The sequence below is a fragment of the Pseudomonas sp. RT4P38 genome, assembly GCF_054897765.1.
On record NZ_CM142703.1, the window covers coordinates 3782518 to 3806139 of the forward strand.

General features: G+C 55.1%; 20 protein-coding genes and 6 pseudogenes. 15 read left to right on the forward strand and 11 right to left on the reverse strand.

From position 1 onward, the window contains the following. Positions 1-6: 6 nt before the first annotated feature. The 8 genes and pseudogenes from ACYZT7_RS17445 (at position 7) to ACYZT7_RS17480 (ending at position 7767) form a co-directional block, all read left to right on the forward strand. Positions 7-1287 carry a tyrosine-type recombinase/integrase gene (locus tag ACYZT7_RS17445; RefSeq protein ID WP_462037541.1) on the forward strand — a complete coding sequence of 427 codons (1281 nt, stop codon included), beginning with the start codon at positions 7-9 and terminating at the stop codon, positions 1285-1287. 811 nt (positions 1288-2098) lie between these two features. Then, entirely contained in the window at positions 2099-3388 is a 1290-nt protein-coding gene (locus ACYZT7_RS17450; protein ID WP_462037542.1) for a hypothetical protein, read from the forward strand. A 140-nt stretch (positions 3389-3528) separates the two neighbouring features. Further along, positions 3529-3858: pseudogene (locus ACYZT7_RS17455) on the forward strand (EamA family transporter); the annotation flags it as partial. Positions 3859-4224: 366 nt separating this feature from the next. Then, positions 4225-5197: pseudogene (locus ACYZT7_RS17460) on the forward strand (LysR substrate-binding domain-containing protein). A gap of 206 nt (positions 5198-5403) precedes the next feature. Beyond that, on the forward strand, positions 5404-6036 hold the full coding sequence (locus ACYZT7_RS17465) for a carbonic anhydrase (protein ID WP_462037543.1): 633 nt from the start codon (positions 5404-5406) through the stop codon (positions 6034-6036). Positions 6037-6104: 68 nt separating this feature from the next. Next, positions 6105-6581, forward strand: a complete 477-nt coding sequence (locus tag ACYZT7_RS17470; RefSeq protein ID WP_214383422.1) for a nuclear transport factor 2 family protein — start codon at positions 6105-6107, stop codon at positions 6579-6581. A 44-nt stretch (positions 6582-6625) separates the two neighbouring features. Then, entirely contained in the window at positions 6626-7225 is a 600-nt protein-coding gene (wrbA, locus tag ACYZT7_RS17475; RefSeq protein ID WP_462037544.1) for an NAD(P)H:quinone oxidoreductase, read from the forward strand. 182 nt (positions 7226-7407) lie between these two features. Further along, positions 7408-7767, forward strand: a complete 360-nt coding sequence (locus ACYZT7_RS17480; RefSeq protein ID WP_462037545.1) for a hypothetical protein — start codon at positions 7408-7410, stop codon at positions 7765-7767. A 98-nt stretch (positions 7768-7865) separates the two neighbouring features. Here the strand turns inward: ACYZT7_RS17480 and ACYZT7_RS17485 are convergent, their stop codons facing one another. After that, positions 7866-8408: a hypothetical protein gene (locus tag ACYZT7_RS17485; RefSeq protein WP_462037546.1), complete on the reverse strand. Its 543-nt coding sequence runs from the start codon at positions 8406-8408 to the stop codon at positions 7866-7868. Positions 8409-8559: 151 nt separating this feature from the next. On the opposite strand from ACYZT7_RS17485, the gene cynS reads away from it, so the two are divergent. The 4 genes and pseudogenes from cynS to grxC all read left to right on the forward strand — a co-directional run bounded on the left by cynS (position 8560) and on the right by grxC (position 10374). Next, positions 8560-9027: a cyanase gene (gene cynS / locus ACYZT7_RS17490; protein ID WP_462037547.1), complete on the forward strand. Its 468-nt coding sequence runs from the start codon at positions 8560-8562 to the stop codon at positions 9025-9027. 104 nt (positions 9028-9131) lie between these two features. Further along, complete coding sequence (locus tag ACYZT7_RS17495) at positions 9132-9380, forward strand: DUF2790 domain-containing protein (RefSeq protein ID WP_462037548.1); 249 nt, start codon at positions 9132-9134, stop codon at positions 9378-9380. Positions 9381-9417: 37 nt separating this feature from the next. After that, positions 9418-10080: pseudogene (locus tag ACYZT7_RS17500) on the forward strand (carbonic anhydrase). Between the two features lie 30 nt (positions 10081-10110). Beyond that, a complete protein-coding gene (grxC, locus tag ACYZT7_RS17505) occupies positions 10111-10374 on the forward strand; it encodes a glutaredoxin 3 (RefSeq protein ID WP_214383432.1) in 264 nt (87 codons plus the stop codon). A 17-nt stretch (positions 10375-10391) separates the two neighbouring features. On the opposite strand, the gene ACYZT7_RS17510 is transcribed toward grxC, so the two are convergent. The 4 genes and pseudogenes from ACYZT7_RS17510 to ACYZT7_RS17525 form a co-directional block, all read right to left on the reverse strand. Continuing rightward, entirely contained in the window at positions 10392-12464 is a 2073-nt protein-coding gene (locus tag ACYZT7_RS17510) for a 2Fe-2S iron-sulfur cluster-binding protein (RefSeq protein ID WP_462037549.1), read from the reverse strand. 194 nt (positions 12465-12658) lie between these two features. Then, positions 12659-13338, reverse strand: a pseudogene (locus tag ACYZT7_RS17515) (glutathione S-transferase family protein). 32 nt (positions 13339-13370) lie between these two features. Beyond that, positions 13371-13916 carry a cysteine hydrolase family protein gene (locus ACYZT7_RS17520; protein ID WP_462041817.1) on the reverse strand — a complete coding sequence of 182 codons (546 nt, stop codon included), beginning with the start codon at positions 13914-13916 and terminating at the stop codon, positions 13371-13373. 43 nt (positions 13917-13959) lie between these two features. Next, positions 13960-14583 (reverse strand): DJ-1/PfpI family protein, encoded by a 624-nt coding sequence (locus tag ACYZT7_RS17525; protein WP_462000910.1) that lies wholly within the window; start codon positions 14581-14583, stop codon positions 13960-13962. 263 nt (positions 14584-14846) lie between these two features. Here ACYZT7_RS17525 and ACYZT7_RS17530 point away from each other — a divergent pair, with 263 nt between their 5' ends. Continuing rightward, positions 14847-15623 carry an alpha/beta fold hydrolase gene (locus ACYZT7_RS17530; RefSeq protein WP_462037550.1) on the forward strand — a complete coding sequence of 259 codons (777 nt, stop codon included), beginning with the start codon at positions 14847-14849 and terminating at the stop codon, positions 15621-15623. 41 nt (positions 15624-15664) lie between these two features. Here ACYZT7_RS17530 and ACYZT7_RS17535 read toward each other — a convergent pair whose 3' ends face one another. The 4 genes and pseudogenes from ACYZT7_RS17535 to ACYZT7_RS17550 form a co-directional block, all read right to left on the reverse strand. Further along, positions 15665-16576, reverse strand: a complete 912-nt coding sequence (locus ACYZT7_RS17535; RefSeq protein WP_462000912.1) for a LysR family transcriptional regulator — start codon at positions 16574-16576, stop codon at positions 15665-15667. Continuing rightward, positions 16576-17496, reverse strand: coding sequence for a LysR substrate-binding domain-containing protein (locus tag ACYZT7_RS17540; RefSeq protein ID WP_462037551.1), 921 nt, complete (start codon positions 17494-17496; stop codon positions 16576-16578). Before ACYZT7_RS17540 ends, ACYZT7_RS17535 begins: the two co-directional genes overlap by 1 nt. 204 nt (positions 17497-17700) lie before the next feature. Next, complete coding sequence (locus tag ACYZT7_RS17545) at positions 17701-18330, reverse strand: glutathione S-transferase family protein (protein ID WP_462037552.1); 630 nt, start codon at positions 18328-18330, stop codon at positions 17701-17703. 140 nt (positions 18331-18470) lie between these two features. Continuing rightward, positions 18471-19113: pseudogene (locus ACYZT7_RS17550) on the reverse strand (LysR substrate-binding domain-containing protein); the annotation flags it as partial. Between ACYZT7_RS17550 and ACYZT7_RS17555 the strand changes: the two are divergent. Continuing rightward, a pseudogene (locus ACYZT7_RS17555) lies at positions 19110-19951 on the forward strand (IS3 family transposase); the annotation flags it as partial. The pseudogenes ACYZT7_RS17550 and ACYZT7_RS17555 overlap by 4 nt on opposite strands. Before the next feature lie 503 nt (positions 19952-20454). Here ACYZT7_RS17555 and ACYZT7_RS17560 read toward each other — a convergent pair. Both ACYZT7_RS17560 and ACYZT7_RS17565 read right to left on the reverse strand, forming a co-directional pair. Next, a complete protein-coding gene (locus tag ACYZT7_RS17560; protein WP_462000915.1) occupies positions 20455-21078 on the reverse strand; it encodes a glutathione S-transferase family protein in 624 nt (207 codons plus the stop codon). A gap of 303 nt (positions 21079-21381) precedes the next feature. Beyond that, the gene (locus ACYZT7_RS17565) at positions 21382-21945 is read right to left on the reverse strand and encodes a ferric reductase-like transmembrane domain-containing protein (protein ID WP_462041818.1); all 564 of its coding nucleotides are present in this window, start codon (positions 21943-21945) and stop codon (positions 21382-21384) included. A 75-nt stretch (positions 21946-22020) separates the two neighbouring features. On the opposite strand from ACYZT7_RS17565, the gene ACYZT7_RS17570 reads away from it, so the two are divergent. Continuing rightward, positions 22021-23573, forward strand: a protein-coding gene (locus ACYZT7_RS17570; protein WP_462037356.1) for an IS3 family transposase whose coding sequence is annotated in 2 segments (ribosomal slippage) — positions 22021-22483 and positions 22483-23573 — 1554 coding nt in all. Because the reading frame shifts where the segments join, the coding sequence is not laid out codon by codon here. The last annotated feature ends 49 nt before the right edge of the window (positions 23574-23622 follow it).

Here is a 23622-nt window from a genome sequence, read left to right on the forward strand (position 1 = left end):
CGTCCCATGCCTTCGTCACCGCAACCCCTGTTTGAAAGCTACCGACGCTTTTTGGAGCTGAACTTTCACCAGATAAGTGAAGAATTACCTCTGGTTCGGGATTACTTGGCAAGCTTTCCCGAGGAACTGGAGGCTCACCAGGGCTATATCGCTGCGCGTGGTTTCCTCAAATCGTATGCCGGCAATGAAGCGACTTTCAATTCCTACCGCACGCACGTGGAACGTTTGCTGCTTTGGTCACTGCTGGTGGCCCAGAAACCATTGCTGGCATTACGCCGCAGCGACGCCGAGGGGTTTATGGAATTCTGCTTGCGGCCGACGGCGGCTTGGGTTGGCCCTGTGGTCAAGTCTCGCTTCCTCCGGGTCGGTGGTAAGCAGAAAAGCAGCGCCGACACTTACCAACTCAATGCGGCGTGGCGTCCTTTCAGCCAGACGGCGCCCAAACGCGAGAAACATCTTCTGGAGCCGGCCACGACAGAGAACCGCTACAAGATGGCCCAGGGGTCAGTGGCCCAAGTGTTTGCCGTCTGTGGCAGCTTCTATCAGTACGCCATGGACGAAGGCCTCACCGAAGCCAACCCGTTTCGCGCAGTCAAACAAAAGGCGGTCTACAAGCAACGCCATACCCAGGAGGTGTCCGGCCGCGCCCTCTCCCACCTACAGTGGGATTATGTGATCGAAACCGCGGAAGAAATGGCGGAAGAAGACCCGGTCCATGAACGTACCTTGTTTGTGCTCACGACATTGTTTGCCATGTACTTACGAGTTTCTGACCTGGTTGGTCGCGATAACTGGGAACCGACCATGGGTGATTTTCGGCGGGACACCATGGGCAACTGGTGGTTTCATGTGGTTGGGAAAGGCAACAAGTCGGCCAAAATCAGCGTGCGCGATGAGTATGTCCACACCTATTTGACCCGCTATCGCAGACACTTGGGGCTAAGTGCCCTGCCCTCACCGCATGAGACCTACCCGCTGCTGACCACATTGAATGGCCGGGGCGGCCTTTCAGGTCGACACCTGCGCTTATTGCTTCAGCAGGTGTTTGATCGTGCCTTGCTAAAGATGACCGCAGAAGGCCGCAGTGATGATGAGATCGATAACCTGCGTTCTGCTTCGTTGCATTGGCTGCGACACACATCGGCAACCTTTGATGCGCCCTTTCGTGATATGAAGGATTTGCAGGCGGACCTGCGTCACAACAGTCTGAGCACCACCCAAAATACCTATTACAATTCGCTCGACGAGCAGCGCGCGCACTCGGTCAAACACCTTAAGTTGAAATAGTGGGGCTTGAATGACTCGGAATCGACAACGCTGTCTCTCGTTCTTTGTCCCAATGGAGTCGTGGTGATGGATCGGCACCGATCACGCCAAGTAAATGGTACATGTGGTGTACTAATAAGTTGAATAAGGTGTGACTGGCGTTTAATACACGCACGCTGTTTTAGAATCCTTCCAACCGTTCTGGGCCGCGGTGGCTGAATACTCCACTTAGCGACGCTACGCACCGTCGTTCTACAACCGTTCATTTTTCCAACGCTTAGCTGGAATCGCATCGGTTGATAACTGATATGTCCATTCTTAGTTTTTCAAGGGTGATGACGCAGGACTACCGTAGCTCCAACTTGTCGATTATCCGGAGTCTCTTGTGAAAAATGTCTTTGGCTTGAACGTAATTTTTTCAGCGTTCACGTATACGTCGACCGCACGTTCGACTGTAGATAATGAGGATGCGTTCACGCCTTCCCCCTCCGTGGTCAGCCGAGCCCGCATGGCGCGTCGTGTGGCACGAATCGATGACCGGCTCGACGATACGCGCAAAGCGAGCTGAGCAGAGTCAGGCGTTAGCGACTCATGCATCGCACGCTGCACTCCTGCGCTAGACCGTTAGCTTAGGACGCGACTTCCCTGTGAGTGATGCGCGGTAGCGATTCTCTATGATCACCGAGGTGGTAGGTAATCCTGGTCCCGGCCTTGCCGTAATTGCGCCAGGGGATGACAGCGCTGTGCTCGTGCTTCCCAGCTCAAGCGTCACAACTCATGAGCTAGGCTGTCTGGTCATAGACTCCGTCAGCCACCTCATAAGCGCTCATGCATGGAAGACACTCCGAATAATCCAGCAGTGATTGATGATTCATCCGTGGATACCGTTACCCGGGAGTCACTCTACGAGCAAGCTTGGTCGACCCCGATGACGAAGATCGCGGAACGTTATGGAGTGTCCTCAAGCTACCTGGCCCGCGTATTCACCCATCTGAATATTCCCCGCCCCGCTGTCGGGTATTGGGCGCAGGTGGCCGCGGGGAAGCGTAAAGCCAGTCCGCCGCTTCCGGAGGTCCAGCCAGGCGCTCTTGTCGCTTGGAGCCGGAACGGCGCGCCAGAACAAATTTCACGGTCGCTTCCCAAAGCCCCGTCAAAAACCCGCAGTAAACAGACGAGTCGCCTTACAACACTTCCTCTTAAGCATCCGCTACTGGTGGACATTGAAGAGCATTTTAAGAAAGCCCAAGAGACCGACGAGGGCTATCTCCGGCCTTCAAAGCGCTCTATGGCAGATATAATTGTCAGTCGCTCGGGCGTAAATCATGCCGTTGACTTCGCAAACATGCTGTACTTGGCGCTCATGGGAAAGAGCTTCGAGGTAGCGCTTTCTGATCCAACTACCCACATGGGCCGTGAGTCCGTGGATCATCGAGAGGTCGCATCAAATAGATACGTGCACCCTGCCCTATGGCGACCTCAACGTCCCACGGTCGTCTACGTCGGCACTGTGGTGTTTGGTCTGTCCATTTATGAAATCAGCGAATACGTTCACGTTAAGCGGCCGGACAAAAAATACGTCCGGGTGACAGAGCTGCCGGTGACCAAACGGCGTTCTGATTATCGAGACGGATGGATGATGAGCGCTGATATGCCGACGGGCAGACTTTGCTTGCAGGTGTACTCCCCGTACTACGGTGTGGAGTGGATTCAGCGATGGACTGAGAACAAGCCTGGCGACTTGATCAGCAAAATTCCAAGCATCGTGAAGTCACTGAAAACCGAGGCTCCAATTCTCGCCGGTAAGGTTGAGATCGAGCGAGTGCGGAGCGAACAGGAACGACATCAGCATGAGTTACAGATGGAAGAATGGAGACGTAAGGAAGACGAGAAGCGTCGGCTGAAAGCGATTCAGGACAGCCGAGATCAGCTTGCAGCGGTGATTCAGACTTGGACGAAGGTGAACAGTATCCGTGCGTTCTTCGATGACATAGAGCTGGGTGCCGGACGCCTTGGGCCGGAGGAGCGACACGCGATCCTAAATCGCTTGGCAAAAGCTAAGGAGCTGATCGGTGACTTGGACGCGCTTAAGCATTTCGAGAGCTGGATGCCTCCGGAATCATAAGAAGTTTCTTCAATGGCGGTAAAAAATTGTCTAGGCCCCTGCCGGCAATCGTCACCAGCAGCATCTCAGGTTACGGCACGCGAGGCGGCCGTGTTCCTCGCGGTATGATGTTCCCAACGAATCTAGGTGTGGGGTTAGCGATGAACGTAAGTATCTTGTATGCGCTAGCTGCTGCCGCATTATTCGGTGCCAGCACGCCGCTCGCGAAGCTGCTTGGCCCAAACGTCTCGCCTGTATTACTCGCGGGCCTTCTGTACCTGGGTAGTGGTCTAGGCCTTACAATTGCTCGGTTTGTGCGTGATAAGGGCTGGAAAAATGTGGGCATTGTCCCCTCTGAATGGCCTTGGCTAATCGGCGCCGTCGTTTTCGGGGGCATTGTTGGACCCATTGCGCTGATGTTTGGATTAACCAGGACATCCGGCGCCACCGCTTCGCTGATGCTCAATCTGGAAGTCGTTCTCACCGCGTTAAATGATTGACTGTATTGAGCAAATCCTGAGAAATAGAGAGACAGGCCTTATCGTAAATGGACAACCGCGATGCGTCCAGCAAAGCCCAACTGTTTAACTGCAAAATATTAATTATCACTTTTCCGACGCCCTCGTCTAATCTACTTAATTAACACCCACACACTCAAGTATTAGCCTCTACCACTTACACCTTAGATAAATCAAACCTACGGCGGCACTTCAATTAAATACTGGCCTCCAAAGCTGTTTAATTGATTTGGTTACCGTCCGCTTAGAGGCTCATAGGCAATGAGTCAGATGTCCTTTGAACATCGCTCTTTGCGCGCTGAAGCACAATGACGGGCCGCAACCCTTTTGGTGATGATGATGAATAGAAACGATCTTCGCAAAATCGACTTCGGTCTTTTGATCGTTTTCGAAACGCTGATGCACGAACGAAATCTTACCCGTGCCGGTGAGAAATTATTTCTCTGTCAATCGGCAATCAGTGCTTCCTTAAATCGGTTGCGTCAATTTTTCGATTGATCCGCTGTTCATTCGGATGGGTAGAACCATGGAGCCCACGAGCAGAGCATTTGAAATACAACTCACGTTGACTCCTGCGCTGGACACCATGGCGGCTGCGCTGAGCAACATTAGCGAATTTGATCCCACGACCAGTACCAACGTCTTCAGAATTGGACTTTCCAATGATGTGGAGTATTCCTTGCTGCCAGGCCTGCTTCGCCAACTGCGTATGGAAGCGCCTCAAGTCAGTTTCGTCGTGCGCCGTACCGACCATTCATTGCTGGCCAACCAGCTGGCTACAGGCGAGGTGTCACTGGGCGTGTGCCACTGCCGGGAACTCCCTGCCAATGCCAAACGAAAATTTCTGCGCAGCATCCGCCCGACTGTTTTAAGTGCCAACACCATGGCGGGTCTTCTGGACCTCAACGAGTACTGTAATCGCCCACATGTCTCTGTTTCGGTCAACGGTGAAGCGTCCGATTATATTGACCGAGCGTTGGGATCTCTGGGGCGGCAACGCCAGATCATCCTGGCGGTTCCGCAATACAGTGCGCTTAAAACACTGCTTGAGGACACGCAGATGTTGGCCGTCGTACCCGATTACGTGGCCAAGGCCATGAGTCGACAAGGTGGCCTGCGCGCGGACCCCGTCCCGATGACTCTCCCGACCCTCGATCTATCCATGTCATGGAGCGCCACGCTGGACAACGATCCAGGCGAGCGTTGGTTACGCTGCCTAATTGCTGATTATTTGAGCGAAAAAAGTGGAACATTGCTCGAAATAAGTGCAAAAAAAAAGCGGCTTAAAATTTCCGTCAATAATTCAGGTTAATCAAGCCTAATTATTGCAGTAATTGATGAGCGAGGTCACGACTTACCCTTCAATCATACGCAGATAGCATGAAAGTTAAACAGCATTAGATTTATCCTATATAACAAATAAATCATTGCTCCCTCTTATTCTTGGACGATATTTAGTAAGGCCTCTAACATCGGTCTTCGCAATTTCACCCAGACGCTTAACGCCGGAACTTGCACATGAAAGCACTCATCGATGGTTTCATCAAGTTTCAAAAAGAAGTTTTTCCGCAGCGAACGGACCTTTTCAAATATCTCGCCACTACCCAAAATCCAGAAACGTTATTTATCACGTGCTCCGACAGTAGAGTCATTCCGGAGTTGCTCACACAGCAAGAGCCCGTAGAGCTATTCGTTATACGCAACGCTGGAAACATAGTTCCATCCTATGGACCACAGCCGGGTGGTGTCACCGCCTCTGTCGAGTATCCCGTTGCGGTACTCGAGGTCCATGACATCGTCATTTGCGGTCACTCGGATTGCGGAGCAATGACGGCGGTTTCCAGTGGCAAATCATTGAATCATTTACCGGCAGTGGCGGCCTGGATGAGCTATGCGGAGTCGGCGAAGGTAATGAACGCGACCCGTACCCACGCATCCGACAAAGAACGTGTCAGCTCTATGGTTCGGGAAAATGTTATCGCTCAGCTCTCCAACCTGAAAACCCACCCCAGCGTCAGATTGGCTCTGGAACAGAAAAAGCTGAATCTGCATGGTTGGGTCTATGACATCGAAACAGGGTCCATCGTCGCGCTCGATGGCAGAACCAACAAATTCGTTCCATTGGCGGAATTTCCGGAAACAACGGCATAGGGCTCACCTGCTCCCTAAGCACATTGCCTGCTTGACCACGATGTCCCCACACGTTCGGAGTGAAAATCATGGCTGAATCTGAAACCCGTCCCCCACTACCCCCTTTCGATCGCGAATCGGCAATTCTCAAAGTCCGGCTTGCAGAGGATGGCTGGAACTCCCGCGATGCAGAAAAAGTTTCACTGGCTTACACAACTGATACCAAATGGCGAAATCGAGTCGACTTCGCAGTAAACAGGGCTGAAGCCGCAGCATTCCTGACCCGAAAATGGAACAAAGAACTGGACTATCGACTGATCAAAGAGCTGTGGGCATTTACCGATAACCGCATCGCGGTACGTTACGCCTACGAATGGCACGATGACTCCGGTAATTGGTATCGCTCATACGGAAACGAGAATTGGGAGTTTGCTGAAAACGGACTGATGGCTCATCGGTTTGCCTGCGTCAACGACATGCCAATCAAAGAGTCGGAGCGAAAATTTCGTTGGCCGTTAGGCCGTCGCCCTGACGATCATCCAGGTCTTTCTGATTTAGGCCTGTAACAACCGGCGTTCGACAGACGATGTAGCGAAACGAGGAAGTGAAGATGGTCAAGATTCTGGTTCTCTATCATTCGATGTACGGCCATATCGAAACTATGGCGCAGCATGTAGCTCAGGGTGCTAGCAGCGTCCCGGGGGTTGAAGTCACGGTAAAGCGTGTTCCTGAAACCATGGATCCTGAGGCATTCAAAGCGGCACACGGCAAAACTGACCAGGCGGCTCCAGTGGCAAACCCTGCTGAATTGTCTGGCTATGACGCCATCATATTTGGCACGCCTACCCGCTTTGGCAATATGTCAGGACAGATGCGCAACTTCCTCGATCAGACTGGCGGCCTGTGGGCTAGCGGAGCACTGGTTGGCAAGGTCGCAAGTGTATTTACATCAACGGGTACTGGCGGTGGCCAAGAAATGACCATCACCTCGACGTGGACGACACTTGCTCATCACGGCATGGTCATTGTGCCTATCGGTTATTCCGATCCAGCCTTATTCGATGTATCGCAACCAGGTGGCGGTACCCCCTATGGGGCATCCACCATTGCAGGTGCTGATGGCTCCCGCCAACCGGACCCGCGTGAATTAGGTATTGCTCACCACCAAGGGCAATACGTCGCAAAAATTGCATCGAAACTGAAGGAATAGGTCTTCCCCCAATAGCTCCCAGGCTCCCACATGGTGGTGCCTTTTGGCTGAGGTGATTGCTAGTCAGTGCCACAGAAATATCCGTGTTGTTTGACGTTCAAGAAAGGTTAGGGAGCGATTTATGTCAGTCGCTCATGATGATCAATATGGTAGGTACCGGGTGCTTGCCATTCGGAGGCAGCATGAAAAACCTAAGTGTTTTAACCGTTATTGTCGGACTTTCACTTTTCATCGCAGGTACAACGCGAGCCGACGAGGTCCTCTCACAAGCTGGCGACACCACAGCGGGCGCCGCATTTGGCGCAGGAACTGGAGTATTAATTGGAGGTGCAGTCGGCGGACCTTTAGGAGCGTTAATCGGAGCTGGATTAGGATTGTTGGGAGGACGTGAGGTCCAGACAGCAAGCGGTTTGGAGGAGCGCGCTTACACCGTTCGGAGTAATACAGGCGAAGAACAAGTAGTGCGCTCTCCGCGCGAAGAGTTTGCCATCGGCCAACAGGTAAGTGTCAAAGGCAGACGACTGCATGCCGTTACGCCCTAAAAATTTACGGCTATGGAAGTAGATTGCGCCAGTCCCTGACTTTTTTCTCTGAGACTTACACAAAGCTTCGCCTCGTCGGCCAGATCGAGGCGAAAGCTTCACCATCCCCACCGCAGCGCTAATAGCCTCGCCAATGCCTCTGGCAGATCGCTTAGCCAATCCCGGAAAGGCCGGACCGTTATCGATTCAGGATCATGTTCATGAAATTGCGTGGTCCAGACCACATCGTAACGAGCGAGGATCTCAATCATGTCACTGCGCTGAAAAGCCTTTTGAAGGGCGGCCACCGCAAGTTCTCGAAAGGCTTGTTCGACCGCACCTGGCCATAACACCGCACCGACAGTGCTCGCCACCGTTCCGTACTGATGGATGCGGTGAGCGATCCCGGGGTCGAGTTTTATAGCCTCGCCTTCCTGAAGTAACGCGATTCGCTGTCGACCGGCACGAATATCCAGTTCGCCCTTGAGCGCCACCACCAGTTTGGTTTCCTGACGATGCATCAACGGTAGGTTGTGAGCATGTAAGGGCAATACAAAGCGCATCGCCGTGCCCGCCCCTCCAATGCTTGCCTGAGCCACGTCAATCCACACCGGAAAGCCGTTGGGGATCAACAGCAGCGCCTCTGAGTTTTCAACGTTCATGAACGCTCCGACCTGCATCTATAGGAACGACTTATGCGCAGGATTGTATATCGGTCTTGGACGCTATCGAGCAAACGGCAGAAGATTGCTTCACACCCAAGCAACACAAACCTGGCAACAGCCACCAAGCAAACCCGATAGGAGAAACACCATGCAACAGTCCCACGCTTACAACGACACCAGCCTCGAGCTGACCGCGAAAATCCTCGACGCCAAGGCGCGCAAAAACCTGTCCTTCGAAGACATGGCTCAAGGCACCGGCTTCGGTCTGGCTTATGTCACCGCCGCCCTGCTCGGTCAGCACCCACTGCCTGAAGCCGCTGCCAAAGTGATCGGCGAAAAACTGGACCTGGACGCCGACTCGGTCGCCCGTCTGCAAATCATTCCACTGCGCGGCAGCCTGTCGAGTGTTCCAACGGATCCGACCATCTACCGCTTCTACGAAATGATCCAGATCTACGGCACCACCTTGAAAGCCCTGGTTCACGAGCAGTTCGGCGACGGCATCATCAGCGCGATCAACTTCAAGCTCGACATGAAGAAGGTCGAAGACCCGGAAGGCGGCCACCGGGCAGTGATCACTCTCGACGGCAAGTTCCTGCCACTGCGTCCTTTCTAAGGATGCAACCGGACCTGTAAATCGGCCCGCAGCCTTGCGGGCCTGCTTCAAAAAATTTCTTAACCCTTTTCGATCAATCACCACATTTGAATGGAGGATTCGTCATGAAAAAAATTCTGTTTCTCGCCCTGTCCCTGACCGCTTCGCTGTCGGCCTACGCCCAGCCAGCCGTGGTCGCGCCAGAAGCCATTCCGTATGCGTACGGCATGCACCTGGATATCGCCAAGGTCATCCATATCACGCCGACGGCGGATGTCTGTGGCCCGACGCCAGTGCAAATGACTTACCGCGATTCGCACGGTGAAACCCACATCCTGGAATACAGCGTGATCGGTAGAGGCTGCACCAACTAATAATCACTCACTCAACACTCAATGAAAGGTAAACATCATGAAAGCGCTCATCGAAGGTTTTTTGAAGTTCCAAAAAGAAGCATTTCCACAACGCACTGACCTGTTCAAACACCTGGCCACCACGCAACATCCAGGCACTCTGTTCATCACCTGTTCCGACAGCCGTGTGGTGCCAGAACTGCTGACCCAGCAAGAGCCTGGCGAACTGTTCGTGATCCGTAACGCTGGCAACATCGTGCCGTCCTACAGCCCGCATTCCGGTGGTGTGTCGGCCACGGTCGAATACGCCGTCGCCGTACTGGGCGTGACCGATATCGTGATCTGCGGCCATTCCGATTGCGGTGCCATGACCGCTGTCGCCAAGTGCAAGTGCATGGATCACCTGCCTGCGGTCGCCGGCTGGTTGCAACATGCCGAGTCGGCGAAAGTCATCAACGAATCGCGTCCTCACGCCAGTGAAGCCGCCAAAGTCAGTTCCATGGTGCGTGAAAACGTCATCGCCCAACTGGCCAACATTCAGACACATCCAAGCGTGCGCCTGGCTCAGGAAAAAGGTCTGGTGAATCTGCATGGCTAGGTCTACGACATCGGGACCGGTTCAATCGACGCCCTAGACGCCGACAACAAGACCTTCAAGTCACTGGTCAAGCATCCGAACACCGTTGCCGTTCATGCCCGTCCAGCAAAAGCTGTTGCCTAAATCAGCCTCTAATTTTCAGGAGTACTCAACATGATTGAAGTCACTATGTACACCACCACGACCTGCCCCTACTGCCGTAATGCCAAGCGTTTGCTTGATGCCAAAGGGGTTGCGTACAAAGAAATCGATGTACGCTCAGTCGACGTGAAGAACGAAATGGTCAGCCGAAGCGGTCGCCGTACCGTCCCGCAGATCTTTTTCGGAAACTGGCACGTTGGCGGCTTCGATGACTTGGCTCAACTTGAAAGCGAAGGCGGCATCGACCAGGTACTCAACCCGCGCATGGCGGGATGAGCACCGATGACGCCAGCTCACAAATCCAGCACCAGGGGGGCGTCGCCCTCCTTGGCTTGCGCTGGTACCGCACAGCAAATCAGTACCTCCCCTTCGGCCGGCATCTCAGCCGGCAGGTTCAGATAATGCACTTGGCCACTGACCAATCGGGTCCGGCATGTACCGCACGAACCGCCCCGGCAACTGAAGTCCGGGTTCAGGCCACGGCTCTCGGCCAGTTCCAGTAAACTCCCGCCACCCGGCTCCCAACGAGCTTCCTTCGCCGATGCCGAAAACAGCACTTTGACCGGGCTGCTTGCCGCGGGTATCTGCTCGACCGCCGGGGTTAAATGATCCCGTTGGCGAACCAGGGTCGAAGGACCGAAAGTCTCCGCGTGAATACGATCATCGCCAATACGCAACTGACGCAGACCGTCGTACAGCGCCTGGGTAAAAGCACCAGGGCCACACAGGTAAAAGTCGTAATCGTCCAGGGGCAGCAATGCCTTGAGCAGTTCGACATCCACACGCCCCGCCACCTCAAAATCCTCACCAACGCGAGCATGAGTTTCCGGCTGACTGAGCAGACGCAGCGCACGAATTTTATCCTTGGCACGGGTCGCCAGTTCGTACACCTCATCGCGAAACCCAAGCTCCCCCAGGCTGCGTGCACTTTGAATGAACCAAGTGGGTCGAGTGCGACGGATACGTTCGCCTTCATAAATCACTTCACGCAGCATCGACAGCAGTGGGGTCACGCCCACGCCCGCGGCCAGCAAAACCAACGGTCGATATTCATCGGCTTGCACCGTGAAGCGCCCTTGAGGGGCACGGGCTTCAACCAGATCCCCAACCTGAACGCGGTCGTGCAGATGCGACGAGATGAGTCCATCACGCTTGACGCTGATGCGGAAAAAACTGTCCGACGGCGCACTCGACAGGCTGTAGGTTCTGACCAGAGGCGCCTGTCCTTCAGCAAGGCAAAAGCGCACCGGCAAATGTTGGCCAGCCTCGAACCGCGGTATGCCCGCGCCATCGGCCGGTTCAAAATAGAAGGAGCGAATGGAGCTGCTCTCGTCAACGATCCGCGTCACCCTCAGCGGTCGCCATTGATCGCGCAGGTTATCGGCTTGCAATCGGCCCTCAGCTTGTTCCCAACTGCCCGTCATCAGGCTGTTAGGCGAAAAACCTTCAAACCGCCAACGTAGGGCCAACACAGCCTGACGTCGGACCACCTGTTCCACGGTCAGCGTCCAGAGCCGCTCAGCCCCCTGAAAGGCGGCAATCTCCGGGCCCTCGAGAATGATCTCGGTACGCCCGCTGACTTGCAGCATGTCGCCTGTTTCAAAATCGATGAACACCAGCCCTGCGCGCGGGTTGAGCAGGAAATTACCCAAGGTATTGAAGTGCAGGTTGCCGGCGAAATCGGGAATCGTCAGCACGTTGCCTTCGATCCTGACAAAACCTGAATTGCCACCCCGGTGAGAAACGTCCACCGAGCGCCGGGATGCATCGCCATCCAGGTCGACATAGCTGGCGAGGAAAAAGGTATCGGCCTTGCTGATGGCTGACTTCGCGGCTTCATCCAGTTCGCTGAGACATTCGGCCGCAACATTTGCAGAGGCTTGGCCAAGGCTGACCGGCTCAACGCCTCGCAACTGAATGTATTGCGGGCAGTTGCCGAAAGCGTGCACCACAGAAACGGCAAAACCGCCTGACGAGGCGGTGCTGATGTTGCCGTTCATGCGATTGCGCCTTCGGGTCTTCAGGTCTATGCCCAGCAGTCCCACCGCAGCGCCTTGCTTAAGGGCCGCCCTAACTGGATCACCCTCGGCGGGCAGGCGGTCGAGTTGCAGCATTCGCGGATCGGGTGAATGGATGAAGCCAGGGGGGCCTTCGATCAATGTGGCCCAAGGCATCCCTTGTTCATCGACCGCGCCCACCACCACGTAAGGCAACTGGTTGTAAAACAATCGATGCTGATCAGGCATGTAGTCACGTACGACCTTGCGTCCGAAGATCTCCATTTGATCCGCGACGCCGACGCTTTCCTGCAATTCACGCTCACCCGCATGCCAAGGGGATGCTCCTGGCGCGTCCGACTGATTCATGATCACCTCTACGCATTCATAAACAGGTGCCCTTCACCCGCCGCCCGGCGAGGAATGGTTGAATCCCCGGCAGCGGGGTCTAATACGCAGTTGCCGGTGATCATCAACTCTGCGCTTTGCAACCTCCTGAAGCTCGAGACAGACCCTGCACGCACTCAAGCAACCTGGAATCGCCTAAGTGGGTAGCGACCCCGTTATGGAAGCCCATAAAGCTTTTTTCTGTCTTGATCAGTTTGACCAGATGGACGAATTTGCTCCCCTTTAGCGTAGGCCCGAACCACTGCTGGTCGCATACTGATTTTTTCTAGCCAAGCGGCGACGTTAGGATAACCATCGAGCGTCATTCCTTGCTTGTCATGTTGCAGCACCCAAGGATAGATCGCCATATCGGCAATGGAGTACTCGCCGGCGACGTAAGGTCGTTCGCTCACTTGCTGCTCCAGAACGCCATACAAACTTCGGTCTCTTTACTAAACCGTGCCACGGCGAGCGGCACATGTTCAGAGGCGTAATTAAGGAAGAACACTGCCTGTCCCAATATCGGCCCCAGGTTCGCCGCTTGCCAGAACAGCCACTGCATAACTTCAGCCGCCCCTTTCGCATCGGCGGGGATGAATTGCCCGCGGCGCTGAGCCAGGTACAACAAAATCGCCCCTGACTCAAAGACCGATACACCAGTCTCTCTGTCGACTATCGCTGGAATGCGCTGATTGGGCGAAATTCGGGTGAACTCAGTGGAAAATTGCTCGCCATTGCTGATATTGACGGGATGCGCGACGTAGGGATGTTCCGACTCCTCAAGAAAAATGGCGACCTTCTGCCCGTTGGGGGTTGGCCAGTAGTAGTAATCGACAGCATTGGAAAGATTGAACATTGGGTTACCTTTTTCGGCAGCAGAATGAAAACCTAGGCCACATACTCGTCAGTGCTCAGCACTTCGGCGTACCCGAACTTCAAGGCGGCCATGAACGCCGCATGCACCAGAGGCGCAGGAACCTTAACGTCGTTGAACTCCAGGTCGTGGGTCGTACAGGCATCGTGAATCACCGTCGTCTCAAACCCGAAGTCGTCAGACGCGCGGGTGACAGCATCAATGCACATGTGGCTCATGTTCCCGACCACAGTGACCCGTTCAATCTCGTTGTGTTCAAGCACATCAAGCAGTTCGGTTTCGCGATACGGGTTCATGAAGTGTTTGACGATGACAAACTCGTCCGCGAGATTGCGCACCTTCTCGTGCAATTGCGCACCGTCGGAGCCAGGGACAAAAAACGGTGCATTGGGGGCTAAAGTCTCGTGGCGGATATGGATGACTAAGTCACCCCGTTCACGTGCCGCTCCAATCACACGAGCAGCATTTTCAGCGGCCGAGTCAGTAGCGTTGAGTTCCCATTTGCCGCCGGAAAAATAGTCGTTCTGAATATCAACGACGATGAGTGCTGTGTTGGTCATATGGTTACCTTGGTAAAAAGTCGATCGGAGTTGGTTGATCATTTCAGGGCACTTGCGGCGTTTCGTACCAATCACGGTCGGGGGTGGCGAAGCGCATCTTCTTGCGGATAAAAGCGGCATTTTCGACGCTGGTTATTTTTTCGAGCAGTACGAATGCAACTTCGGTGGCAGTGCCCGGCCCGCTTGAAGTGATGATCTGGTCATCGACAACCACGGGGCGATCGACAAAGCGTGCACCGGTTTCCAGCAGTTGGTTTTTCCGTTTGCCACCCTCCTGGTGGTAGGTCGTGGCGTTCCTGTCACGCAGCACGCCGGCCACGCCCAGGCACACGGAAGACACGCAAACGCTGGCAACGGGTTTACCGGCTTCGACGAAATGCCGGATGGTCGCCAGGAAGGGTTCGCTCAAGGCTTCCTCGTAAAAACCAGATGGTTCAAAACCACCCGGCAGTGCCAAGGCATCGAAGCTGCTCACGTCCAGATCGCTCAATAAAAAACTCGGATTGAGCATGAGACCGAAGGTGGTCACGATCTTTCTGCGAAGGCCGGCGTTGACCAGTTCCACAGGGTGATCACCCAGCAGGTTGGCCCAGCCAAGCACATCGGTAAAAGCGGCCATTTCCAGGGGCTCTACGCCGTTGGCCAGTAACATAAGCACGCGTTTCATCGGTCATGAGCCTCTGCTGTACAGCATGGAAGAGTGTGTGTGCTTATGCTCCGCCTTAACCGCGATGTAGAGAACGACCACAAAATACAATCCACTATTTCGCTCACTGAAATGCCCGAACGGCGTTTGTATACGTTTGTAGCTCAGGCGATTTCAGACATATTTCCATGCGCCGGTCGGGCAAGTCAGACACATACGGGACACAACATCCGGTTCAAATGGCCCTGTCGCTTCACTACTCCCACCCCGTACAGGAACACCCGATGAACAAGTTATTCGCAGGTCTGGCCCTTGCCGCAGCTATGGTCAGCGCCACCGCTGCGCTTGCTGCTCCAGTTAAACCTACCGTCGTGCTGGTGCACGGCGCCTTCGCCGACTCCAGCAGCTGGAACGGCGTGGTCAAGATTCTGGAAAAAGACGGCTACCCGGTGATCGCGGCTTCCAACCCGCTGCGCAGCCTCAAAGGCGATGCGCAATCGGTGGCTGATGTACTGAAAAGCATCAAAACCCCAGTGGTACTGGTTGGTCACTCCTACGGTGGCCCGGTGATCAGCGAAGCCGCCTACGGGAATGCCAACGTCAAGGCGCTGGTTTACGTCGCGGCAATCGCGCCTGAAGCCGGTGAATCCACCGCCGACCTGGCGGGTCGTTTCCCGGGTAATACCTTGGGGCAAACCCTGGCTCCACCGGTTGAATTGGCCGATGGTGGAAAGGATCTGTTCATCCACCAGGACAAGTTCCACGATCAGTTCGCCGCCGATGTGTCGAATGCTGACGCAAAATTGATGGCAGCGACCCAACGTCCCGTGACCGTAGCGGCGCTCAATGAAGCCTCGAGCGAACCCGCCTGGAAAACCGTTCCGTCGTATTTCGTCTATGGCGACAAGGACAAGAACATCCCTGCGCAAGCCCAGGTGTTCATGGCTGAGCGGGCACACGCCAAGAAGACTGTCGTAGTCAAAGGCGCGTCCCATGTGGTGATGGTGTCCAATCCGAAAGTCGTTGCCAGCCTGATTGAAACAGCTGCCACTGCTAAGTAATGACTAGCAGCGACCTCCGCTGTTGCGTGCGCTGCAAGCGTTCAAAGAACATCCGGCTGCATGGCCGGATGCTCGCGCAGGCCGTCGACGATGTGGTCAACAAAACTGCGCACCCGCATCGAGGCCTTGCGCCCTTCGCGGTACACCACGTGCACCGGCAGCGCCGGTAACTCATAGGGCTGCAACACACGCCGCAATCGCCCAGTGTTCAAATACTCGTACAACGGATAGCTCAGACAACGGGTAATGCCGGCGCCATGAGCGGCTGCATCGATGGCCGCCTGTACCGTCGCGCAACTGATCCGTGTCCGGGCTTTTAAGTGATTCACCTCACCGTCGTGTTGGAAGTCCCACTGGACCCTGTCTCGATAAGCATGGGTGGCGACCAGTCGATGATTTTGCAGATCCTCAGGTACGCCGGGCTCACCGTGAGTAGCCAGATAAGCAGGGCTGCTGCATACCATCGAGCGTACATAGCCCACCTGTCGTGCGATCAATGACGAACTTGGTAGATTGCCGACCAGCACCGCCACATCGATGCCCTCTTCATTCATGTTCGGAAAACGATCATGGTATTGCGCAAAGACTTTTACCTCAGGATACAGACTCATGTAGTCCGTCAGAATCGAGGTCATGACATAACGGCTGAACAGCAAAGGCATCAGCACCGTGAGATTGCCTTGGGCCTGAACGTGCAAGCCCTTGGCCGAAGCCTCTGCGTCTTCGATGGCCTTGAGAATGCGTGAACAATCGGCCATGAAGCCGGCGCCGGCCTCGGTCAGCGACACCCCGCGGGTGCTTCGAAGTAACAGAGGCACGCCAAGACGTTCCTCCAGCCGTGCAATGGCGCGAACGACCGTAGGTCCGGACACATCCAGACGACGGGCCGCAGCAGCCAGACTGGGACGCTCCGATAACGCTTCGAACATCAGCATTTCATGGTAGCGATCCATCAGTTGGAAACCTTCACCACAGCCTTGAGCGCCGAATCCTTGCCGAGTCGATCCGCGAGAAAATCCACGAAGGTACGAACCTTTGCCGGTATTCGGGTGCTCTTGAGGTAGACCACTTGAATGGGTAGCGCAGGCGGTTCGAAGTCCTCCAGCACCAATTCCAGTTCGCCAGCCGCCACCTGGCTGGCCACCTGATAGGACAATACTCGCGTCACGCCCCAGCCCAGGCTGGCGATATTGATCGCAGCCTGATTGGCGTTGACCACCAATCGCGGTTCGAATCGAAAGCTCAGTGCGTTGCCGTCGTTGACGAATTGCCAGTCGCTCAGCAAATGGCTGGCCGAAGACATGACGATGTTGGCGGTACTGAGTTCACCGGGATGACGCGGCCTGCCGTAGCGTTCGAAATAATCGGGGGTACCGCAGATCACCTGGCGTACTTCGCCGACTTTGATGGCGTGCTGATTAGCCTCATGCAAATGGCCGATGCGTATGGCCACATCGATACCCTCGTCAGCCATGTTCACTACACGATCCACCAGTAAGGCATTGAGGTGCACCGAAGGAAACTGGTCCACGTAGTCGGCCAGCAGCGGCGCGATGTACAACTCGCCAAACAGCACCGACGCGGTCACGGTCAAATGCCCGCAGGGTATCGAGTAACTACCAGCAGCCGCCTCCTCCGCCTCGTCGATATCACTGAGGATACGCCGACAATCCTCGAGATAGCGTTGACCCGCTTCGGTGAGATGCAGGCTGCGTGTGGTTCGAGAAAGGAGCTGTGTGCCGATTCGCTCTTCCATCGCGGCGATGGCTCGGGTCACGCTGGGGGGAGAGATATTCAACAGGCGGGCGGCGGCGGCAAAGCCTTCTTCCTCGGCTACTGCCATGAATATCTGCATTTCTTGAAAACGATCCATAGGCGCCCCTGTCTTGATGAGAGGATAGCGAGGTATCTGGCCGCTTGCGCGGGAAGACCTGATTGCCAGTATCGTCGGCTACAGCGACTTTCGCACGCGCCGTCGGGCTGGCTGCATGTACGTAAAGCGTCCTGGGAGAACTGCGAAACAGATGAAAAGGAGCGGGCCGGAATTATTCTCCCGGCAAGCTCCTTCAGAATCGAGTCAAGCCTCTTGCAAACCTACAGCAGTACGTTGCATGCCAACGAAGTTCGGCAACCCTTCGATCCTGCTCAACCAGGCACGGACATTCGGGTAGTCAGTCAGCGCCACGTTACCTTCCGGTGCGTGGGACACGTAAGTGTAGGCAGCAACATCGGCGACGGTCGGCTTGTCGCCGGCCAGGAATTTGCTCTGACCCAGCTCTTCCTCCATGACCTTGAGCAGGGCATGAGAACGTTTGATCGTTTCTTCGGCGTCATAACCGGCACCAAACACGGTGATCAATCGCGCGGTGGCAGGGCCGGAATTGATTTGACCGGCGGCCACCGACAACCAGCGTTGAACCTTGGCTTGCTCTACCGGGTCGGTCGGCAGCCATTGGCCCTTGCCATATTTGGCGGCGAGATAAACCACGATAGCGTTGGAGTCTGCCAGGACAGTGCCGTTGTCATCGATCACCGGCACTTGGCCAAAGCGGTTGAGAGCCAGGAAGTCAGGCGCTTTGTGCGCGCCCTTCATCAGATCCACGAATACCAGTTCGGTTGGCAGTCCCAGCAGGGACAGCATCAGTTCGACCCGATGAGAGTGGCCAGACAAAGGGTGACGATAAAGTTTGATCGTTTGCTGAGACATGACGTGCTCCGATTGTTGTCTGAGTTCGACCCGGTGATCGCGTCGATGGAGTTATCTTCCCCTCCTCTCGTAAACAGCGGAATGACCAGCAATTACAATCCAGCATTTCATTGCGTGTAATGATCATTTTTTTGCCGAACCTACTGACCCACCGACACTCCCAACATCAGGTCCATAAAGGCGACTGACGCCGCGCTGTGATAGTTGTTTTTACGCCGTAACAGGACTTCTCCGGGCCGTGGCCCCTTGTCCAGCAGCGCGATCCTGCGCAGGGCTCGGTCCTGGGTAGCGATGGGTTCCGGAAGAATAGTGGCGACTGCCGTGTGCCGCATGACTTCCAGCAAAGTGTTGACCGAATTGACCTCGATCACCACCTTGGGTGTGATCTGCGTCTGTGGCGAAGTACTCGTCAATACAGATGCGGGTGGCGAAGTCGGGAGTCAGCAACGCAGAGTCCAGTTGAGCGACCTGCTCGGCGGTCAACGGTTTCTTACAGTCGTATAACGGATGATCCCGCCCCACCACCAGCCCCAGGGTTTCAATAAAAGCTGGGATCGTTTCGATGTCCGGGTTTCTCACCTCATCAAACGCAATGGCGATATCCAGTGAGTCATCCGCCAGGCCGGTTTCGATATCGGCAATGGAGAGTTCAAAGATCTCCAGATGGATATTTGGATAGAGAGCCATGTAGTCGCGCATCAACGGTCCTACCAGGTACGCCATGAACGTCGGTGTAATGGCCAGGCGCAGGGTGCCACGGGACAGATCCTTCACATCCTGCAATCGTGACGCTGTGCAACAGCAAAGCCTATGCGCATCTCCCACCGAGCCAGATCGTGCCGCAATTGGCCGACGAGGGACGATACGTGGCCTCGGAGGCGACCTTTTATCGCGTGCTGCATGCGGCAGGTCAGCAGCATCATCGCTCCCGAGCTAAGCGACCGCATCGCCATGAGGCACCGACCACTTACGCAGCGACATCGGCCAATCAGGTGTGGTCATGGGATATCACCTATCTGCCATCGCCGGTTCGCGGAAAGTTTTACTACCTCTATTTGATCGAGGATATCTACAGCCGCAAGGCCGTGGGCTGGGAAGTCCACGAAGCCGAGAGCGGCGAAAAAGCAGCAGCGTTACTACAGAGAAGCGTAACGCTTGAAAAATGCTGGCGTCAGCCTTTGGTGTTGCACTCGGACAATGGTGCGCCGATGAAATCGGTGACGCTGCTGACCAAAATGTATGAATTGGGCATCACTCCATCGCGCGGCCGACCACGGGTGAGCAACGACAACCCGTACTCGGAATCACTGTTCAGAACGCTCAAGTACTGCCCGCAATGGCCGCACGATGGGTTTAGCAGCGTGGATGATGCGCGAATCTGGGTGAGGAATTTTATGACCTGGTACAACACCGTGCATCGTCACAGCCGAATCCGCTTCGTAACCCCGGCTGAACGCCACGACGGGAAAGACAAAGAGATCCTGGCGCGCCGGGACGCGATCTACGGGCTTTCGAGAAAGAAGGCCGGAACGGTGGTCGGGTGAAACGCGTAACTGGAACCCGCGGGACGGTGTATCTGAACCCCGAAAGGGAGCTAACCGTAGTGGTAAAAGTCGCGTAGCGAGACGGTGGACGCGACAACTACCTTGAAAAACGCCGACACGGTGGTAATGGCTGCGCCTAGGCCGATTGGCACTAGGCTACGGCGCGTCGCCTCATCATGGGAAAGCGGAGATTGGTCTGTCATTTTCAACTCCGTGGGCTGGCAACGAGATCAGTGACACCTGATCAGGTTATGAGCGGGAGAAGGGAAAACTATGAGCGTCCGAAGACGTGGCAACGAGTAAAGAGATGTTAAACGGTGTTATGAAATGCAAAGCACCAAACTGGGTCCACGCACCAAAATGGGTATGGTTGGACTTAGTAGACTACCGAAGGTTATTCCGGCGGATTGATGACGCGAAAAACAAACTGGACTCCAGTCGCATAAAAACGTTTTTACACAAACCTCAATCGAGGATGTGTAAAAACGTCAAAGAGGGATTTTGAATGTCAGATCCAAGCTTATCGAAGGGTGACGTTCCGTCGTTGCGCAGGGCAAAATTTCTTAGATCACCCTACAAACTATTGCGGTGGTGTGGCCTTGAAGCTGGGCAGTTCTTGAATTCGTGTCCACCAGTCAGCGAAGCCTGTTGTGGCAAATACTTCCTCTGCGTCCGGCGTCATCGATAAGTAAGCACATGCCGGTGCCAAGTACAGGTCGCCGATGCTTAAGGCTGGCCCACCCAGAAACGGGTCGTTACCTTTGATCTTCATCAACTCGCTGAGCACCAGTTTCGATTTCTCGATGCCTTGGAGGCGAGAGGCGTCGTTCTGCCCGCCAATGAAGTCGGGGAACAGGTAATAACCGAAGACGGAGGCCATCGAACCATAACCATAGGAATCATAGATCGCCTGGGCCATGTGGCTCCTGGCGCGGTCCCGAGCGGTTTTGGGCGTCAGTGAAATGCCAGGCAGGACTTCATCCAGGTAGCTCATGATCGCACTGGTTTCAATCACCCTGAAATCGTCGTGATCGATGACCGGCACTTTCCCGAACGCATTCCGTGCGAGGTGTTCCGGCTGATGCGGTTCACCTTTCATCACGTTTACCTGTAACTGATTGAATTCCGCTCCTTTTTCCTTCAGCAGCATTTTCACCGTACGAACGTATGGACTGCCGTCAAAACCGTAGAGAGTAAGGCTCATGACGCGTGCTCCAACATAGATGGACGTTATCGAGCCCCTGGCTTGTAAGCAGTGTTGCGATGCCAGAGGAACCGAGTCTGCAACACATCAAAACGAGCTTGTCGGTATACGGGAGCAACGGCGGCAGGCAGGCCGCGAGGGAGGTCAACGTCAATTTGACGGTGCTGTAACCGATGTTGGTGGTGACGTACACCTAGGCAAGCCCATTCAATGTAGACCAATCCAATGACGAGTGAACGGAATGTTCACGACCATATTTATCGACATACGCTCTCCCCTGCTCCGCTCAAACCAAATCGAATTTCAAGCAAAAGCGCGAGGCTGATTCCGTTTGCTCTTCTGTGCGAGCTTACCCACAACCCGAATGGCAATTGCCGAAAACATGATGCCAAACGGCAATACATACCAAGCGCTCAGGGGGATGCGTTTGAAGTTGGAGTAAGCAAAAACTGCTGCTAGCACCCACATACCGGTGAGGTGCAAGGCCTTCCAGGTCTTGCGACCAATCAGACGTGTGGTGGTCTTGAAGGACGTAATTGTCATCAACAGGATAAACAAATAGCCAAGCGTGCCAGGGATGTTGGTGATAGTGCTTCGACCGGGCCAGAACTCGGTGTTCAGCTGACCGTACTTGTAGATCAATACCGCATGCAGCAGGTGAGAGAACGCGAATGCCAGACCAATGAAACGACGCTCGCGCACAAGCGCTTTGGAAAACGGGGACGGTACCAAAACAGCGAATGCAGAGGCGGTAAAAGCCACAAGAAACAGAGCAAACGAGGTGCGCGCGGTGGCGCGGATTGCGCTACGTAGACCTTCAACTAAATCTGAATTCAGCGCCAGTATCAACGCCGTCATCACCAATATCCCCCGGTGTCAGGATAGTTGTCGCCTCTCCGAATTTTCCTGAAAAAGCATATCGGGGGCGGAAAGAGACTGGTCGTGCCGTACTATTCACCTGAACGCAAAGCTGCATTACTCAAGATGCTGCTTCCCCCGCTGAACCTGACGATGGCCGAGGTTTCCCGGCGTGAAGGGGTTAGCGAAATGTCTTTGTCCAACTGGCGCAAGAAGGTCAGTTCTGAAGGAAGCGCAGTGCCTGAAGACAAGCCACTCCCCGAGAACTGGTCTGCTGAAGCCCGGTTCGCTGTCGTCCTTGAAACCGCCGGTCTGTCGCAGCTCGAACTGGGTGAGTACTGCCGACGAAAAGGTCTGTACCCCGAACACGTCAGCGCCTGGCGCCAAGCCTGTATCACGGGGCAGCAGAGTGTTCAGAACCAACAAAAGGTCGACCGCGAACAATCTCGCAAGGACAAGAAACGTATTCAGCAACTTGAGCGCGAACTGCTGCGTAAAGACAAGGCGCTGGCCGAAACCGCCGCGTTGTTGGTGCTGCGAAAAAAGCTCAACGATTACTGGGGGATCGACAACGAGGACACCTGACCTCTTTGCCGGAACGGCAGTTGTTGGTGGCTTGGTTGATCGAAGCCATCGAGGCCGGTGCTCGAAAAATCAGAGCGTGCCAAGAGGTGGGGCTGTCGCTCAGAACCTTGCAGCGATGGACGCAGAGTGAGGATCTTCAAGCCGATGCCCGCACAACCACCGTGCGGCCCACGCCGCGTAATGCGTTGAGCGAGATCGAACGACAAGCGATCGTGACGCTGTGTAACAGCCCTGCGTATGCCCATTTGCCGCCGAGTCAGATCGTACCGAGGCTGGCTGACGAGGGGCGTTATCTGGCGTCGGAAGCGACGTTTTATCGCATCCTGCGTGCAGCCGGTCAGCAACATCATCGGGGCCGTAGCCAGCGACCCAGACGGCATGCGGCACCGACGACGCATGTCGCCAAAGCGCCCAATCAGGTGTGGTCGTGGGACATCACGTATTTGCCGTCGCCGATACGCGGCAAGTACTACTACCTGTATTTGATCGAAGATATTTACAGCCGCAAGGCCGTGGGCTGGGAAGTTTACGAAGAAGAAAGCGGCGAAAAAGCGGCTGCGCTGCTGCAACGCAGCGTGATCGGCGAGCAGTGTTTACACGAGCCGCTGGTGCTGCACTCGGACAATGGTGCGCCGATGAAATCGCTGACGCTGTTGAGCAAGATGTACGACCTGGGTATCACGCCGTCCCGTGGCCGACCGCGAGTGAGCAACGACAATCCGTACTCGGAGTCGCTGTTTAGAACGCTGAAATATTGCCCGCAATGGCCGCAGGAGGGTTTTGCCAGCTTGGACGCCGCACGCGCGTGGGTGAGAGATTTTATGCGTTGGTACAACAACGAGCACCGGCATAGCCGGATCCGCTTCGTGACACCGACGGAGCGGCATCGAGGGCTGGACCAGCAGATCCTGGCGCGGCGGCATGAACTGTACCAGCGAGCGCGCAAGAAAAGCCCGGAACGTTGGTCAGGCCAGACGCGGAACTGGGAGCCGATAGGAGCGGTGATGCTGAATCCGGATCGGGAGCAGCAGGACGAGAAAAGAGCGGCATAGTTGAACGGTTGACGCGACAACTACCTTGAAAAACGCCGATATCAGCAAA

Coding starts and splice junctions, on each gene's coding strand:
- ACYZT7_RS17445 (WP_462037541.1), top strand. CDS start 7: ATGCCTTCGTCACCGCAACCCCTGTTTGAAAGCTACCGACGCTTTTTG.
- ACYZT7_RS17450 (WP_462037542.1), top strand. CDS start 2,099: ATGGAAGACACTCCGAATAATCCAGCAGTGATTGATGATTCATCCGTG.
- ACYZT7_RS17465 (WP_462037543.1), top strand. CDS start 5,404: ATGAAAGCACTCATCGATGGTTTCATCAAGTTTCAAAAAGAAGTTTTT.
- ACYZT7_RS17470 (WP_214383422.1), top strand. CDS start 6,105: ATGGCTGAATCTGAAACCCGTCCCCCACTACCCCCTTTCGATCGCGAA.
- wrbA (WP_462037544.1), top strand. CDS start 6,626: ATGGTCAAGATTCTGGTTCTCTATCATTCGATGTACGGCCATATCGAA.
- ACYZT7_RS17480 (WP_462037545.1), top strand. CDS start 7,408: ATGAAAAACCTAAGTGTTTTAACCGTTATTGTCGGACTTTCACTTTTC.
- ACYZT7_RS17485 (WP_462037546.1), bottom strand. CDS start 8,408: ATGAACGTTGAAAACTCAGAGGCGCTGCTGTTGATCCCCAACGGCTTT.
- cynS (WP_462037547.1), top strand. CDS start 8,560: ATGCAACAGTCCCACGCTTACAACGACACCAGCCTCGAGCTGACCGCG.
- ACYZT7_RS17495 (WP_462037548.1), top strand. CDS start 9,132: ATGAAAAAAATTCTGTTTCTCGCCCTGTCCCTGACCGCTTCGCTGTCG.
- grxC (WP_214383432.1), top strand. CDS start 10,111: ATGATTGAAGTCACTATGTACACCACCACGACCTGCCCCTACTGCCGT.
- ACYZT7_RS17510 (WP_462037549.1), bottom strand. CDS start 12,464: ATGAATCAGTCGGACGCGCCAGGAGCATCCCCTTGGCATGCGGGTGAG.
- ACYZT7_RS17520 (WP_462041817.1), bottom strand. CDS start 13,916: ATGACCAACACAGCACTCATCGTCGTTGATATTCAGAACGACTATTTT.
- ACYZT7_RS17525 (WP_462000910.1), bottom strand. CDS start 14,583: ATGAAACGCGTGCTTATGTTACTGGCCAACGGCGTAGAGCCCCTGGAA.
- ACYZT7_RS17530 (WP_462037550.1), top strand. CDS start 14,847: ATGAACAAGTTATTCGCAGGTCTGGCCCTTGCCGCAGCTATGGTCAGC.
- ACYZT7_RS17535 (WP_462000912.1), bottom strand. CDS start 16,576: ATGGATCGCTACCATGAAATGCTGATGTTCGAAGCGTTATCGGAGCGT.
- ACYZT7_RS17540 (WP_462037551.1), bottom strand. CDS start 17,496: ATGGATCGTTTTCAAGAAATGCAGATATTCATGGCAGTAGCCGAGGAA.
- ACYZT7_RS17545 (WP_462037552.1), bottom strand. CDS start 18,330: ATGTCTCAGCAAACGATCAAACTTTATCGTCACCCTTTGTCTGGCCAC.
- ACYZT7_RS17560 (WP_462000915.1), bottom strand. CDS start 21,078: ATGAGCCTTACTCTCTACGGTTTTGACGGCAGTCCATACGTTCGTACG.